The organism is Burkholderia gladioli, assembly GCF_000959725.1.
GTDB lineage: Bacteria > Pseudomonadota > Gammaproteobacteria > Burkholderiales > Burkholderiaceae > Burkholderia > Burkholderia gladioli.
Genome location: NZ_CP009322.1, coordinates 2,443,630 through 2,456,715 on the forward strand (window position 1 = coordinate 2,443,630; position 13,086 = coordinate 2,456,715).

At 68.5% G+C, this 13,086-nt stretch carries 15 protein-coding genes; 8 read left to right on the forward strand and 7 right to left on the reverse strand.

Annotated elements, in window-relative coordinates; all coding sequences use genetic code 11:
* The first annotated feature begins 135 nt into the window (after positions 1–135).
* The 3 genes from BM43_RS10895 to BM43_RS10905 all read left to right on the forward strand — a co-directional run bounded on the left by BM43_RS10895 (position 136) and on the right by BM43_RS10905 (position 3,142).
* The gene (locus tag BM43_RS10895) at positions 136–1,668 is read left to right on the forward strand and encodes a methyl-accepting chemotaxis protein (protein ID WP_036055585.1); all 1,533 of its coding nucleotides are present in this window, start codon (positions 136–138) and stop codon (positions 1,666–1,668) included.
* A 77-nt stretch (positions 1,669–1,745) separates the two neighbouring features.
* Positions 1,746–2,333 carry a TetR/AcrR family transcriptional regulator gene (locus BM43_RS10900; protein WP_013691148.1) on the forward strand — a complete coding sequence of 196 codons (588 nt, stop codon included), beginning with the start codon at positions 1,746–1,748 and terminating at the stop codon, positions 2,331–2,333.
* A gap of 95 nt (positions 2,334–2,428) precedes the next feature.
* Positions 2,429–3,142 carry a cysteine hydrolase family protein gene (locus BM43_RS10905; RefSeq protein ID WP_036055584.1) on the forward strand — a complete coding sequence of 238 codons (714 nt, stop codon included), beginning with the start codon at positions 2,429–2,431 and terminating at the stop codon, positions 3,140–3,142.
* A gap of 6 nt (positions 3,143–3,148) precedes the next feature.
* On the opposite strand, the gene BM43_RS10910 is transcribed toward BM43_RS10905, so the two are convergent.
* Together BM43_RS10910 and BM43_RS10915 are read right to left on the reverse strand one after the other, a co-directional pair.
* Entirely contained in the window at positions 3,149–4,312 is a 1,164-nt protein-coding gene (locus tag BM43_RS10910; protein WP_036055582.1) for a M20 aminoacylase family protein, read from the reverse strand.
* A gap of 56 nt (positions 4,313–4,368) precedes the next feature.
* Positions 4,369–5,604, reverse strand: a complete 1,236-nt coding sequence (locus BM43_RS10915; protein WP_036055581.1) for a diaminopropionate ammonia-lyase — start codon at positions 5,602–5,604, stop codon at positions 4,369–4,371.
* A 131-nt stretch (positions 5,605–5,735) separates the two neighbouring features.
* On the opposite strand from BM43_RS10915, the gene BM43_RS10920 reads away from it, so the two are divergent.
* Both BM43_RS10920 and BM43_RS10925 read left to right on the forward strand, forming a co-directional pair.
* Positions 5,736–6,212: an Lrp/AsnC family transcriptional regulator gene (locus BM43_RS10920; protein ID WP_036036363.1), complete on the forward strand. Its 477-nt coding sequence runs from the start codon at positions 5,736–5,738 to the stop codon at positions 6,210–6,212.
* Between the two features lie 234 nt (positions 6,213–6,446).
* Positions 6,447–6,878 (forward strand): organic hydroperoxide resistance protein, encoded by a 432-nt coding sequence (locus BM43_RS10925; RefSeq protein ID WP_025102239.1) that lies wholly within the window; start codon positions 6,447–6,449, stop codon positions 6,876–6,878.
* A gap of 66 nt (positions 6,879–6,944) precedes the next feature.
* Here BM43_RS10925 and BM43_RS37485 read toward each other — a convergent pair whose 3' ends face one another.
* The gene (locus tag BM43_RS37485) at positions 6,945–7,637 is read right to left on the reverse strand and encodes a TetR/AcrR family transcriptional regulator (protein WP_052409098.1); all 693 of its coding nucleotides are present in this window, start codon (positions 7,635–7,637) and stop codon (positions 6,945–6,947) included.
* A gap of 35 nt (positions 7,638–7,672) precedes the next feature.
* Positions 7,673–8,137 carry a MarR family winged helix-turn-helix transcriptional regulator gene (locus BM43_RS10935; RefSeq protein ID WP_036055580.1) on the reverse strand — a complete coding sequence of 155 codons (465 nt, stop codon included), beginning with the start codon at positions 8,135–8,137 and terminating at the stop codon, positions 7,673–7,675.
* Positions 8,138–8,340: 203 nt separating this feature from the next.
* Between BM43_RS10935 and BM43_RS10940 the strand changes: the two genes are divergently transcribed.
* Positions 8,341–8,670, forward strand: a complete 330-nt coding sequence (locus BM43_RS10940) for a tautomerase family protein (protein WP_230676408.1) — start codon at positions 8,341–8,343, stop codon at positions 8,668–8,670.
* Between the two features lie 6 nt (positions 8,671–8,676).
* On the opposite strand, the gene BM43_RS10945 is transcribed toward BM43_RS10940, so the two are convergent.
* Complete coding sequence (locus BM43_RS10945; protein WP_198399555.1) at positions 8,677–9,084, reverse strand: DoxX family protein; 408 nt, start codon at positions 9,082–9,084, stop codon at positions 8,677–8,679.
* Between the two features lie 536 nt (positions 9,085–9,620).
* Between BM43_RS10945 and aqpZ the strand changes: the two genes are divergently transcribed.
* A complete protein-coding gene (gene aqpZ / locus BM43_RS10950) occupies positions 9,621–10,361 on the forward strand; it encodes an aquaporin Z (protein ID WP_036055578.1) in 741 nt (246 codons plus the stop codon).
* 141 nt (positions 10,362–10,502) lie between these two features.
* Here aqpZ and BM43_RS10955 read toward each other — a convergent pair whose 3' ends face one another.
* A complete protein-coding gene (locus BM43_RS10955) occupies positions 10,503–11,804 on the reverse strand; it encodes an aspartate aminotransferase family protein (protein WP_036055577.1) in 1,302 nt (433 codons plus the stop codon).
* A gap of 148 nt (positions 11,805–11,952) precedes the next feature.
* On the opposite strand from BM43_RS10955, the gene BM43_RS10960 reads away from it, so the two are divergent.
* Positions 11,953–12,813 carry a LysR family transcriptional regulator gene (locus tag BM43_RS10960; RefSeq protein ID WP_013691159.1) on the forward strand — a complete coding sequence of 287 codons (861 nt, stop codon included), beginning with the start codon at positions 11,953–11,955 and terminating at the stop codon, positions 12,811–12,813.
* 50 nt (positions 12,814–12,863) lie between these two features.
* Here BM43_RS10960 and BM43_RS10965 read toward each other — a convergent pair whose 3' ends face one another.
* Positions 12,864–13,085, reverse strand: a complete 222-nt coding sequence (locus BM43_RS10965) for a TetR/AcrR family transcriptional regulator (protein WP_036055575.1) — start codon at positions 13,083–13,085, stop codon at positions 12,864–12,866.
* Position 13,086 lies beyond the last annotated feature (1 nt).

Genomic DNA, 13,086 nt, shown 5'->3' on the forward strand with positions numbered 1-13,086 from the left:
AACGCAAGCACCCGCTTACAAAGCTGCGTTTTCCCGCACATCCCTGCGCCTCGAATGCATCGGCGCGCCCTAAAGTGGGCGGCCTGCAGGCCGTTAAAACGACGATTCCATCCATCATCGTTCAAGGCCTCCAGCATGAAGTTGTCCACCAAACTGACGGTGCTCGTCGTCACGGCATTGCTCGGTATCGTCCTGTTGGCCGCCACCGCGCTGACCATGATGCGAGGCGAACTGATCGACAGCCGCCGCGACGAGATCGCGACCCTGCTGTCGAAGGCCGAGCACGCGGTGAATGTCTACCGCGAGCGCCAGGCGCGCGGCGAACTCACGCTCGAGCAAGCGCAACAGCAGGCCAAGGAGGCGGTCGCCCGGCTCAACGACGAGGACAGCTATTTCTGGGTCAAGAACGCCGAGAACATCAATATCGTCCACCCGAACCCGGCACTGCGCGACAAGCGCGTGATCGACAACCCGACCGCCAGCGGCAGGACCGATCGCGAGGAATACGATGCCCAACTGGCCCGCTCGCACGTGGCCTTCGTCGACCTGCTGCTCAAGCGCCCCGGCGATGCGCAGCCGGTGCCGAAGCTGCAGGGCGTGGTGCGGATTCCCGAGTGGAACTGGTTGATCGGCACCGGCTTCTTCTACGACCGGATCAACCAGGTGTTCTACCGTCTCGCGGCGATCCTGGCCGGCATCGCGACGGCGATCGCGGTGGTCGTCTCGGCGATCGCGCTAGCCATGGTGCGCAGCGTGCGCCGCACGCTCGGCGGCGAGCCGGCTCATGCCACCGAGATCGCCACCCACATCGCCAACGGCCAGTTGCATCTCGAGTTCGATGCCTCGCGCGCCGCGCCCGGCAGCCTGATCGCCGAGCTCGCGCAGATGCGCACGCGCCTGGCGGCGATGATCGCCGAGATCCAGTCCGCCAGCCACGCCATCGCGCACGGCGCCGGCGAGATCGCCCAGGGCAATATCGACCTCTCGCAGCGCACCGAGCAGCAGGCCGCCTCGCTGCAGGAAACGGCCGCCAGCATGGAGCAGATCACCGGCACCGTGAAGCAGAACGCCGACAACGCACAGCAGGCCAACGGCCTGGTGGGCAGTGCCACCGAGGCGACCTCGCGCGGCGGCGAGGCGGTGCGCCAGGTGGTCGATACGATGTCGAGCATCGCCGAGCAATCCTCACGAATCGCCGACATCACCTCGGTGATCGAGAGCATCGCGTTCCAGACCAACATCCTCGCGCTCAACGCGGCCGTCGAGGCGGCGCGCGCCGGCGAGGAAGGCCGCGGTTTCGCGGTGGTGGCCGCCGAGGTGCGCTCGCTGGCGCAGCGCAGCGCCTCGGCCGCCAAGGACATCAAGGAGCTGATCCAGGTGTCGGTCGACAAGGTGGGCGACGGCAACCGGCTGGTGCAACTGGCCGGCGAACGGATGAGCGAGATCGACCGCTCGATCGGGCAGGTGGCCGACATCATCGGCGAGATCTCGGCGGCCTCGGTCGAGCAGAGCACCGGCATCGACCAGGTCGGCCGCGCGGTCACGCAGATGGACGAGGTCACGCAGCAGAACGCGGCGCTGGTCGAGCAGGCGGCGGCCGCGGCCACCTCGCTGGACGAACAGGCGGGCAGGCTGCGTTCGGCCGTGTCGGTGTTCCGGCTGGCCTGAGCGCCACGCGCCTCGATTGACAGTTAATAGATGACCGGTTATCTTGCTACGCATCCTGCCAACCGGGAACATCGTCCATGCCGCGTCCGCCCAACCCTGAAGTCCGTCTGCGCCTGATCTCCACCGGCCGCCGCGTGGTGCATGAACTCGGCTTCAACGGCTGCGCGGTGCAGGACATCGCCGAGGCGGCCAGCGTGCCGAAGGGCTCGTTCTACAACTACTTCGACAGCAAGGAAGCCTTCGCGGGCGAGATCCTCGAGGCCTATTGGGAGTCGATCGTGGCACGCCACTCGGCCGTGCTGCGCGAGGGCCGGGCCCGGCCGGTCGCGCGCATCCGCAAGTTCTTCCGCCTGCTGTCCGACGATCATCGCGAGGCCGGCTTCGCGCTGGGCTGCCTGATCGGCAATCTCTCGCTGGAGCTGTCCGCCACCAACGAGCAGGCGCGCCTGACCGCGCAGCGCCTGCTCGATCACTGGCAGGCGCTGCTGGCCGACTGCCTGCGCGAAGGCCAGGCGGCCGGCGAGGTCGCGCCGGGCGATGCCGACCAACTGGCGGCGATCCTGATCGAGGCCTACGAAGGCGCCGTGATGCGCAGCAAGATCGAGCGCAACGGCCAGGCCTGCGAGCGATTCGAAAAAGTGGTGCTCACCCGTCTGCTGGGGTGAGCTTTTTTTTGGCCCAATAATAAAGCGACCGGTCATTTATTATTCGAAGCCGCCTGTTTCCATTCCCGCATCCCCACCGCTCGAAGGAGCCCCGCATGACCCGTTCCACCCTGCCCTACGCCGATCCGTCCGACCCGGCGCTGCCGCCAACCGGCTTCCAGCTCGACCGCACCAAGGCCGCGCTGGTGGTGGTCGATCCGCAGAACGACTTCCTCAGCCCGTCCGGCGTGAGCTGGCCGTATTTCGGCGAGAGCATCGTCGAGAACGGCACCGTCGATCACCTGGAAACCCTGTTCAGGACCGCCAAGCAAGCCGGCATCCCGGTAGCCGTCTCGCCGCATTACTACTATCCCTGCGACCACGGTTGGCAGTTCGGCGGCCCGCTGGAGAAGACCATGCACGCGATCGGCATGTTCGAGCGCAAGGGGCCCGTCACGCTCGAAGGCTACGAGGGTTCGGGCGCCGATTTCCTCGAACGCTACAAGCCTTACATCCTCGACGGCGAGACCATCATCGCCTCGCCGCACAAGGTCTATGGGCCCGAGACCAACGACCTGGCGCTGCAGTTGCGCAAGCGCGGCGTCTCGCAGGTGATCCTGGCCGGCATGGCCGCCAACCTCTGCATCGAGTCGCATCTGCGCGAGCTGGTCGAGCAGGGTTTCGAGGTGCTGGTGGTGCGCGATGCGACGGCCGGCCCGCGCGTGCCCGAAGGCGACGGCTACCTGGCCGCGCTGGTCAACTTCCGTTTCATCGCGCATGCGCTGTGGAGCACCGCGCAGACCGTCGAGGCCCTGCAAGCGACGGCCTGAACGCGCTCAAGCGGCCGGCAGCGCGAGCCGCGCCAGCTCGGCGAAGTAGCGCGCGCCGACCGGCAGCAGCGCGTCGTTGAAATCGTAGGACGCATTGTGCAGCGGCGTGCCGCCCTCACCGGCCGTCACGCCGTTGCCGATGAACACGAAGTTGCCCGGCACCGCCTGCAGGAAGGCGCCGAAATCCTCGGAGATCATCATCGGCTGCACGTTCGCGTCGACGGCCGCCGCGCCGGCCACGCGCGTGGCCGCCTCCACCGCCAGCGACACGTATCGCGCCGGGTTCACGGTCGGCGCGAACTCGTGCGTGTAGTCGAAGCGGCATTCGGCGCCGTGGCTCGCGCAGATGCCCTCGCTGATCTCGCGCATGCGCCTGGCCAGCATGGCCTGCACCTCGGGCGCGTAGCTGCGCGTATCGCCCTTGATGGTGACCGTCGACGGGATCACGTTGCGCAGCCCGTCGGTGATGAACTCGGTGCAGGACACCACGGCCTGCAGCCCCGGATCGAGATTGCGCGAGACGATGGTCTGCAGCGCCAGCACGATCTGCGAGGCGATCACGATCGGATCGATGCCCATCTGCGGGCGCGCCGCGTGCGTGCCGCGCCCGCGTATCTCGATCACGAAGTTGTCCTCGCTGGCCATGATGCCGCCGGCGCGCGTCGCGAAGCTGCCGGCCGGCATGCCCGGCATGTTGTGCGCGCCGAAGATCGCCTCCACCGGAAAGCGCTCGAACAGGCCGTCGGCCATCATCGCCTTGGCGCCGCGCCCGTGTTCCTCCGCCGGCTGGAACACGAAGCGCACGATGCCGTCGAAGTCGCGCCGCTCGGCCAGCAGTTGCGCCGCGCCGAGCACCATCGACATATGGCCGTCGTGGCCGCAGGCGTGCATCTTGCCGCGCAGGCACGAGGCATGGGCACGGCCCGGCGCCTGCTCGACGATGTCGAGCGCATCCATCTCCGCGCGGATCGCGATCGCGCGCTCGCCACGGCCGGCCCGCAGGTTCGCCACCAGCCCCGTGCCGCCGATGCCGCGATGCACCTCCAGCCCGAGCGCGCCGAGAATGCGCGCCACCGTGTCCGAGGTGCGGACCTCCTCGAAGCCCGTTTCCGGGTATTGATGAAACTGCCGGCGCCAGCCGGTCAGCTTGTCCTGCAGGGAGCTTTCCATGTTCCTTGTCCTGGCTATCCTCGATGAATTCCCGGTGATCGATACGACGCCGCGCCTCATGCGTCGAGCGGCAGGCGCGCCGCTTCGTCGAGCCAGGCCTGCCGACGCGCGATCACGGCCTCGGCGGCCTCGCCCGTCAAGGAGGCGTAGACGCCCGGCGCGGTCGCGCCCTCGGTATTGATCAGCACTACGCGAGAATTCGCGTCGAGCCCGGCGCGCGCGGCCAGCGCGCGATCGCGCATCAGCACCGCCAGCCCCGCGTGGCCGGCCGCGCCCGATTCCCCGGCCAGCACCGGCACGTCGCCATCCACGCCGGCCGCCAGCGCTCGCATCGCGAACGTCGCATCGGCATCGTCGATGGTGAGGAACGCGTCGATGCAGGGCTGCAGGATGCGCCAGGCGAGCGGCGAAGCCTCGCCGCAGGCCAGCCCCGCCATCACCGAATCGACGCTGCCGGAAGCCTTCGCCGCGTGGCCGGCGATGGCGCTCTGGTAGAGGCAATCGGCCTGGGCCGGCTCGACCACCAGGAAGCGCGGGCGGCTCGCGCCGAAATGCTCCCACAGATAGCTGGCGATGCCGGCCGCCAGGCCGCCCACGCCGCCTTGCAGGATCACGTGCGTGAAGGGCGGCTGGCCGGCGGCCTGCGCGAGCAGCTCGGCCGCGATCACGCCGTATCCCTGCATCACGTCGCGCGGAATCGCCTCGTAGCCCTCATACGAGGTATCGGACACCACATGCCAGCCCTGCTCGCGCGCCAGCCGCGCCGCGTGCTCCACCGATTCGTCGTAGTTGCCGGCGATCCGCACGATGCGCGCGCCATGAGCGGCGATCGCCCGCTCGCGCTCGGCACTGACCCGCGCATGCAGCACGATCACGCAGGCGCAGCCGAGCGATTGCGCCGCGGCCGCGAGCGCCGTGCCGTGATTGCCGTCGGTGGCGCTGATCACGGTCAGCGCGGCAAGCTCATCGGCATGGCGGCCGGCGAACAGCGCCTGCGGCTCGAAGCGCGCCTCGGGCATCAGGCGCAGCGCGAGGCGCAGCAGCGCGACCGGCGCGCCCAGCGCCTTGAAGCTGCCGAGCGACGAACGCAGCGACTCGTCCTTGACCGCCAGCGCGGCGATGCCGAAGCGCGCCGCGGCGCCGGGAAGGTTCCAGAGCGGTGTCGCGCCACGCTCGATCAGCGGCCAATGCGCGAGCCAGGCACCGCTCTGCCGGGCCGTGTCGATATCGAGGATGCGACGCAGCGCGTCGGGATAGGGGGTGAAGCAGGCGTTCGGATTGGCGAACAGCATCGATGGGGCTCCCGGGAAGCGGATTCGGATCGGGTAAATAATATTTCGCCGTGACGCGAATCCTGTCTCGTTGTTATCCTGCCTGACGCAATTTTTTATCGATTCCGCGTTCATCCGCCCCCGACATCCTCATGACCACGCCCCTCGACACTTACGACCGCAAGCTGCTGGCCGAGATCCAGCGCGACGCGCAAACCCCGCAGAACGAGCTGGGCGCGCGTGTGAACCTGTCCACGGCGGCCGTCAACCGGCGCCTGCGCCGCCTGGCCGAGGAAGGCGTGATCGAGCGCTACACGGCCGTGGTCGCGCCCGAGAAGGCCGAGCACCCGCTCACGATCGTGGTGAACGTCGAGGTGGAGAGCGAGCAGATCGACCTGCTCGACGCGATGAAGCGCAGCTTCGCGCAGTGCCCGCAGATCCAGCAGTGCTACTACGTGGCGGGCGAATGGGATTTCGTGCTGATCGTCGCCGTCAAGCACATGGAGCAGTACAACGAGCTGACGCGGCGGCTGTTCTTCTCGAACAACAACGTGCGGCGCTTCAAGACGCTGGTCAGCATGGGCCGAGTGAAGGTGGGGCTGGAGGTGCCGATGGAGCTGGAGGCCTGAGCGGGCAAGGTGGGCGGCACGAAGGCGCGCATGCCGGGTGGAATCGGCAAGGCCGCCGCGACGCATCGCGGGCGCCGACGGGCCCGCGCGTTGCTAGGTCGGGATCGCTCGGCCAGCCGCGGCGCGGCTCCACGGCACGGCGCGCGATACCGCTGCCGAGCCGGCTGGACGAAAGCCCCGGCGGCGCCTAACATGGGCAGCGCTTTTCCTGCCAACTCGATACAGGAGCACCCCATGTCAGTTGATGCGAAATACAAGACCTCCGCCACGGCAACCGGCGGCGGCCGCGACGGCAAGACCGAGCTCGCCGACGGCACGATGTCGCTGCAGCTCACGGTCCCGAAGGAACTGGGCGGCCCGGGCGGCGACGGCGCCAACCCCGAGAAGCTGTTCGCGCTCGGTTATTCGGCCTGCTACCTCGGCGCGATGCGCGTCGCGGCCCAGCAGACCAAGATCAAGGTGCCGGATGGCTCGACCGTCAAGGCGACCATCGGCATGGGCCCGCGCTCGGAAGGCGGCTACGGCATCACCGCCGAACTCGACGTCTACCTGCCCGGCCTCGACGAGGCCGACGCAAAGAAGCTGGTCGAGACCACCCACACCATCTGCCCGTACTCGAACGCCATCAAGGCCAGCGTCGACGTGAAGACGACCACGCACGGCTGAGATCGAATCCGTCTTCCACCGGGTTCGACATCGCACGGGGCGGCAAGCCAGGCTTGCCGCCCCGTTTCATTTGCAGGTCTCGATGGGCGATGCGGCGCCGGCCGCGGCCGGCACGTGGCCGCGGATCACGCCGTCCACCACGGCGGGCAGCCCGTCGCAAAGCGCCGCCACTTCCTCGTCGGTCCAGCGCGGCGATACCGCCCCCTGCCAGACCAGCATCAGCGCATCGGTCATGCGCCCGGGCTCGGCCGCGCCCGAGGCCAGGCAATGCGCATGCAGGAAGGCACGCAAGGCGCCGCGCAGCGCCAGGCTGCGCTGGCTGGTGGCGGGCAGGGCCTCGCCCTGCGAGGTCAGCCGGGCCAGCCGGCAATCGCAGGCCGCATCGGCACGCACGCGCCGCGCCAGATCGTCGAACAAGGCGATCAGCACCGCGCGCGGCGTGCCGTCGGTGGCGCCGGCGATCTCGTCCCAGCGCGCGCGCTCGCCGTCGCAAAGCCGCCCGGCCACTTCGTCGAGCAAGGCCGCGCGCGAGCCGAAGATCCGGTAGATCGCCATCTTGTGCAGGCCCGCGCGCTCGGCGATGCGATCCACATGCACGGGCTCGCCGCCGTCGCGCTCGACCAGGTCCACCACGGCCTGCAGGATCGCCGCGCGCGAATCCTCGGCGCGGCGATAGCGGGCGCGCACCGGCGCGGCCGGCCCGCGCCGCGTGAGCCGGATGTCGACGAGATCGGGCGAATCGCCGGGAGGAAGGTCCATGGCAGGGATCGGGAAGTCGGGCCGGCCGGTGCTGCTCATGGCTGCGCCGGGGCGTCGTCCCAGGGACTGAAGCCGGTGTTCAGCACCGCCGCGAGCGAGCGCCGCAAACCGGCCGCGCGCTGCTCGCCATAGGACTGTTCGAAGGCATCCTGCACCTGCTGCCAGACCGGCAGCGCCTGTCGATAGACGCGCTCGCCGGCCGCGGTGATCGAGATCGCCTTGCGGCGGCGATCGTCCTCGCCGGGACGGATCGCCAGCAGGCCGTCGCGCTCGAGCGGCTTCAGGTTGGTCGACAGCGTGGTGCGGTCCATCGCCATCACGGTGGCCAGCTCGCCCATGCCGAGCGGGCCGCCCGCGCGCAGCTTGTGCAGGATCGAGAATTGGGTGGCGCGCAGCCCGACCTGGCTGAGCGCGCCGTCGTAGAGCGCGCTCAGGTAGCGCGAGGCCTTGCGCGCGGCCAGGCAGTTGCAGCGTCCGTCGAGGTTCGTGCTGTTGTCCATGATCGGAAGGAGATGGAGGGCATCGCTCGTCGCGCGAGACGGTTTCGCATCGCGCGCATCAGGCGCCGAAGCGGCTGCCCCGCCGCCCGCTTCGCGAGACGCGACAAGACGCGAGCAGATTGCCGGCGGGGACTGCGCTGCATATTATGCGTATATCAACCTATTGTAAAGCGAGGGCGGGCCGCTACGACTCGACGCAAAAGATGGCCATCGCCGAGGCGCTGAACCAGTCATTGGTGGAGGTGCTCGACATTCCTCGCGGCGATCGTTTCGTCATGCTTATCGAGCGCGGCGAAGACGAGCTGTTCATCGACCCGGACTTCATGGGCATGCAGCGCAGCGACAAGGCGATGATCATCACCGTGCTGCTCGGCGCGCATCGCGGGCAGGACGACAAGACGGCGCTGCTGGCCGCGGAGCGCGTGGAGGCGCATCCCGACGATGTGTTCGCCGCGCTGGTGCCGGTGCCGAACGAGAACTTCTCGTTCGGACGCGGCATCGCGCAACTCATGGGCGGCGCGCCGCGCTGGTGAGGCGCCTCAGGCCCGCCGCGCCAGGCGGCGCGCCCAGACCGCGTCGAGGCTCAGGGACTCGCCGCCGCGCACGAGCAGCATGAGCGTGATCAGCAGGTACAGCGACTCGGGCAGATAGAGCAGCCAGCTGGTCCAGCCGATCGGCCCGAGCCCCGCCGGGATCTGGTGAAGCCCGACGGTGGCCAGCGCGACGCCGCTGATCGCGAACAGCACCAGCGCGGCCGGGCGCGTGCCGAGGCCCAATGCCAGCAGCAGGCCGAACAGGCACTCGCAGCCCGCCACGAACGGCGCCATCAGCTCGGGACAGGGCACCTGCGCCTCGGTGATGGTCTGCAGCATCGCGGCGCGATTTCCCGGCAGCACCAGCTTGTTGAAACCGGAAGCCGAAAAGAATACGCCGGTCGCAATCCGCATCAGCGCGATCGGCCAACTCGCCGGATAAGCGGATGACGGCTGCACCAACGCAATACGCCGCAGAGTGTGAAATATGTTCATATTGAATTCGTGACTAAAAAAATCGCGTATCTTGCCGGCATCGCGACTCGTTTACTGCATTAGGCATTTCGAACCGGTCCGAATCAATCGCCGAGGTTTAATCGCGAAACCCTAACCGCATCACGCCTGGCGGGCAAGCCGGAAATTCGCAAAGCCCTTAAAAACAGGGGCGATGGGCGATAGCGTGATGCGCCCTGTCGGCAAATCGACAGGATGATGCATCGCAAAAAATCGTTTGAATCGATTTGATGGTTTTTTACATTGCAGCGCCGATACTCGCATGAAAATCCGCCCGGACCAGTCCGAAACGATTCATGCCGGCTTTACCCTGCCGGAATTACCGGGATACCCGCAATCGGGCATATCCATTTCGACAATCTCGACCTAGTATGAAATCGGCCGATTCCAGCGGCCGTTTCGGTGTCATCGATCCATCCTGATGAGGAGTCCAACTCATGAACCTGTCTCACCGACTCGCCGCTGAAGTCTTCGGCACCTTCTGGCTGGTACTGGGCGGCTGCGGCGCGGCCGTGCTCGCGGCCGCGTTTCCGCAACTGGGCATCGGCTTCGCCGGCGTCGCGCTGGCCTTCGGCCTGACCGTGCTGACCATGGCCTTCGCGATCGGCCATATCTCGGGCTGCCACCTGAACCCGGCCGTCAGCGTCGGCCTCACCGTGGCCGGCCGCTTCCCGGCTCGCGACCTGGTGCCCTACGTCGTCGCGCAGGTGGTGGGCGGCGCGCTCGGCGCCTTCGCGCTGTATCTGATCGCCACCGGCAAGCCCGGCTTCGACGTGGTGGGCAGCGGCTTCGCGACCAACGGCTTCGGCGATCGCTCGCCCGGCCATTACTCGCTGGGCGCGGCCTTCATCTGCGAAGTGGTGATGACGGCCTTCTTCCTGTTCGTGATCCTCGGCGCCACCGACAAGCGCGCGCCGGCCGGCTTCGCGCCGATCGCGATCGGCCTGTGCCTGACCCTGATCCACCTGATCTCGATCCCCGTCACCAACACCTCGGTGAACCCGGCACGCTCGACCGGCCCGGCGCTGTTCGTCGGCGGCGACGCGATCGGCCAGCTGTGGCTGTTCTGGGCCGCGCCGCTGATCGGCGCCGTGATCGCCGGCGTGGTCTACCCGATCGTGGCGGGGCGCGGCTCGGTGATCGACGCGCTGCCCCCGGCGGCGGCGCCCGCCGAATGAAAAACGGCGGCGCGAGCCTGCCGATGCAGGTTCGCGCCGCCGTTCGTTCCCAGCCGCTGCTGCTGCAGCAGAGCAGGACAAGCATGCCGCGCTTCCTCGCGAAGCGCCCGCCCCTATCCCCGTCCCCGCCCCTCCCCCGTCTCAGATCGATCGCTCGATCGCCTTGCCGAGCAGTTCCACGCCCAGGTCGACCTCCTCCTCGCTCACCGTCAGCGGCGGCGCGATCCGGAACACGCCGCCCATCCCCGGCAGTTGCACGATGTTCATGCTCAGGCCGAGCTTCATGCATTCGCGCGTGATCTTCGCGCCGAGCCCGTCGGCCGGCTCCTTGCTGCGGCGATCCTTGACCACCTCCATGCCCAGCAGCAGCCCGCGCCCGCGCACGTCGCCGATGCAGTCGTAGCGCTCCATCAGCCCGAGCAGGCCGTGGCGCAGGCGCTCGCCCATCTGGTTGGCGCGCGCCACCAGCCCTTCCTTCGCCACCACGTCGAGCACGCGCAGGCCGACCGCGGCCGGCAGCGGATCGGAAACGTGGGTGGTGTAGAACAGGTAGCCGCGTTCGTGCGCGCGCTCCTCGATCTCGGCCGAGGTGACCATCGCCGCCAGCGGCAGCCCGGCGCCCAGCGTCTTCGATAGCGTCAGGATGTCGGGCGTCACGCCATCGCGCTCGAACGCGAACATCGTGCCGGTGCGGCCCACGCCGGTCTGCGCCTCGTCGAGGATCAGCAGCATGCCGCGCTCCTCGCACTTGCGCTTGAGCGCGGCCAGGTAGCCCGGCGGCAGCTCGATGATGCCGCCCGAGCTGAGGATCGGCTCGGCGATGAAGGCCGCCAGGTTGCCGCTCGACTGGCGGTCGACCAGGTCGAAGGCGTAGTCGAGCTCGGCCAGGTAGTCGTAGCGGCCCTCGCGCTCGAAGCGCGGGCGATAGGTGAAGGGCGCGGGGATCGCGAACGAGCCGACCGCCGCCGGGCCCACGCCCTTGCGCCCGGCGCTGTAGGTGGCCGAGGCGGCGTGCCCGGTCATGCCGTGCCAGGACTGCGCAAAACCCACCACCTCGTACTTGCCGGTGACCAGCTTGGCCATCCGGATCGCGGCCTCGTTGGATTCCGCGCCGGTGCTCAGCAGCAGGGCGCGATCGAGCCCGGGCGGGGTGATCTCGGCCAGGCGCGTGGCGAGATCCACCACCGGCCGCGACAGCATCCCGCTGAACAGGTGGTCGAGCTTGCCGGCGTATTCGTTGATCACCGAGACGATCTCGGGATGGCTGTGGCCGAGCACGGCGCTCATCTGCCCGGAGGTGAAATCGAGGATCGCGCGACCGTCGGCGTCGTAGACGAAGCTGCCCTGCGCGCGCTCGATGATCATCGGTTCGAAGCTGCCGCCGTAGCGGATCAGGTGCTGCCTGGCGCGTTGCCAGAACTGCTCGTCTTGATTGCGGGACACCGTGGTTCTCCTGGCTGGACTGGCGGATCCCTCGCGGCGACGGACCCGGGTGAACGAATGCTTGCAGTCTAGTAGCCGCTCTGGTTTTATAGAATCTAATAGTTTTAATGCCAGATAGTAGTTCCGCTAATACCTTGAGGAACCTGCCTTGAGCCAGACACTCGATATCGACCTGCTGCGCAGCTTCGTCGCGATCGCGGAAGTGCGCGCGCTGAGCCGCGCCGCCGATCGCGTCGGCCGCACCCAGTCCGCGCTGAGCCAGCAGTTGCGGCGCCTGGAGGAGATCGTCGAGCAGCCGCTGTTCCAGCGCACCGGGCGCGGTGTGGTGCTCACGCATCCCGGCGAGCGCCTGCTCGGCCATGCGCAGCGCATCCTGCGGCTGCACGACGAGGCGCTGGCCGATCTCTCCGGCAAGGGTCTGTCCGGCACGATCCGCTTCGGCTGCCCCGAGGATTACGCCACCACCTTCCTGCCGCCGCTGCTGCGGCAGTTCTCGATCCAGCATCCGCATGCGCAGGTCGAGGTGTTCTGCGCGCCGTCACCGCGCCTGCACGAGCAACTGGCCAAGCACGCGATCGACCTGGCGATGGTTTCGGTGGCCGATGGGCAGCCGGCCGGCAGCGGCCCGATCCGCCGCGAGCCGCTGGTCTGGATCGGCTATCCGGGCCTCGCGCCGGCCGATTTCGAACCCTTGCCGCTTGCGCTGTCCGATCCCGACACGCTCGACCATCGCGCCGCCTGCGCGGCCCTGCAGCGCGCCGGGCGCGCCTACCGGATCGCCTACGCGAGCAGCAGCCTGGCCGGCCTGATCGCGCTGGTGCGTTCGGGGCAGGCCTTCGCGGTGGTCACGCAGATGGCCGTGCCGCCCGACCTGGCGATCCTCGGCGGCGATCCGGGCCTGCCGGCCCTGCCCGCGGTCGGCATCACGCTGCGGCTCGAGCAGGCCCAGCCCTCGCCGTTGGTCGAGGCCTTCGCCGAACATATCCGCGCCACCCTGCCCTCGCTGTGACGGCCCGGCGATTCGTTCGCGATCCTCATCGATCTCGCGCGACGGGCATGTCAGGCGAGCAGGCGCTCGAACAGCGGCGCGAGCGCGTCGATCCGCATCTGCCGGCCCACCCCGGCCGGCGGCGACAGCCCGATCGTCCGCCGCATCATCTGGAAACCGGCGATCAGGGCCAGCACCAGCGCCGCGCGTTGCGGCGCATGCGCGCCATCGAGCAGGGACGCGATCGCGCCGAGCCGGAAACGCTCGATTGCCTCGTTGCTTGAACTTTTCAAT

What these genes read in the sequence shown, in the direction of transcription:
- aqpZ (WP_036055578.1), top strand. Translation starts at nt 9,621, where the DNA reads ATGAACCTGTCTCACCGACTCGCCGCTGAAGTCTTCGGCACCTTCTGG.
- BM43_RS10925 (WP_025102239.1), top strand. Translation starts at nt 6,447, where the DNA reads ATGTCAGTTGATGCGAAATACAAGACCTCCGCCACGGCAACCGGCGGC.
- BM43_RS37485 (WP_052409098.1), bottom strand. Translation starts at nt 7,637, where the DNA reads ATGGACCTTCCTCCCGGCGATTCGCCCGATCTCGTCGACATCCGGCTC.
- BM43_RS10915 (WP_036055581.1), bottom strand. Translation starts at nt 5,604, where the DNA reads ATGCTGTTCGCCAATCCGAACGCCTGCTTCACCCCCTATCCCGACGCG.
- BM43_RS10900 (WP_013691148.1), top strand. Translation starts at nt 1,746, where the DNA reads ATGCCGCGTCCGCCCAACCCTGAAGTCCGTCTGCGCCTGATCTCCACC.
- BM43_RS10940 (WP_230676408.1), top strand. Translation starts at nt 8,341, where the DNA reads ATGGCCATCGCCGAGGCGCTGAACCAGTCATTGGTGGAGGTGCTCGAC.
- BM43_RS10895 (WP_036055585.1), top strand. Translation starts at nt 136, where the DNA reads ATGAAGTTGTCCACCAAACTGACGGTGCTCGTCGTCACGGCATTGCTC.
- BM43_RS10935 (WP_036055580.1), bottom strand. Translation starts at nt 8,137, where the DNA reads ATGGACAACAGCACGAACCTCGACGGACGCTGCAACTGCCTGGCCGCG.
- BM43_RS10905 (WP_036055584.1), top strand. Translation starts at nt 2,429, where the DNA reads ATGACCCGTTCCACCCTGCCCTACGCCGATCCGTCCGACCCGGCGCTG.
- BM43_RS10945 (WP_198399555.1), bottom strand. Translation starts at nt 9,084, where the DNA reads ATGCGGATTGCGACCGGCGTATTCTTTTCGGCTTCCGGTTTCAACAAG.
- BM43_RS10910 (WP_036055582.1), bottom strand. Translation starts at nt 4,312, where the DNA reads ATGGAAAGCTCCCTGCAGGACAAGCTGACCGGCTGGCGCCGGCAGTTT.
- BM43_RS10920 (WP_036036363.1), top strand. Translation starts at nt 5,736, where the DNA reads ATGACCACGCCCCTCGACACTTACGACCGCAAGCTGCTGGCCGAGATC.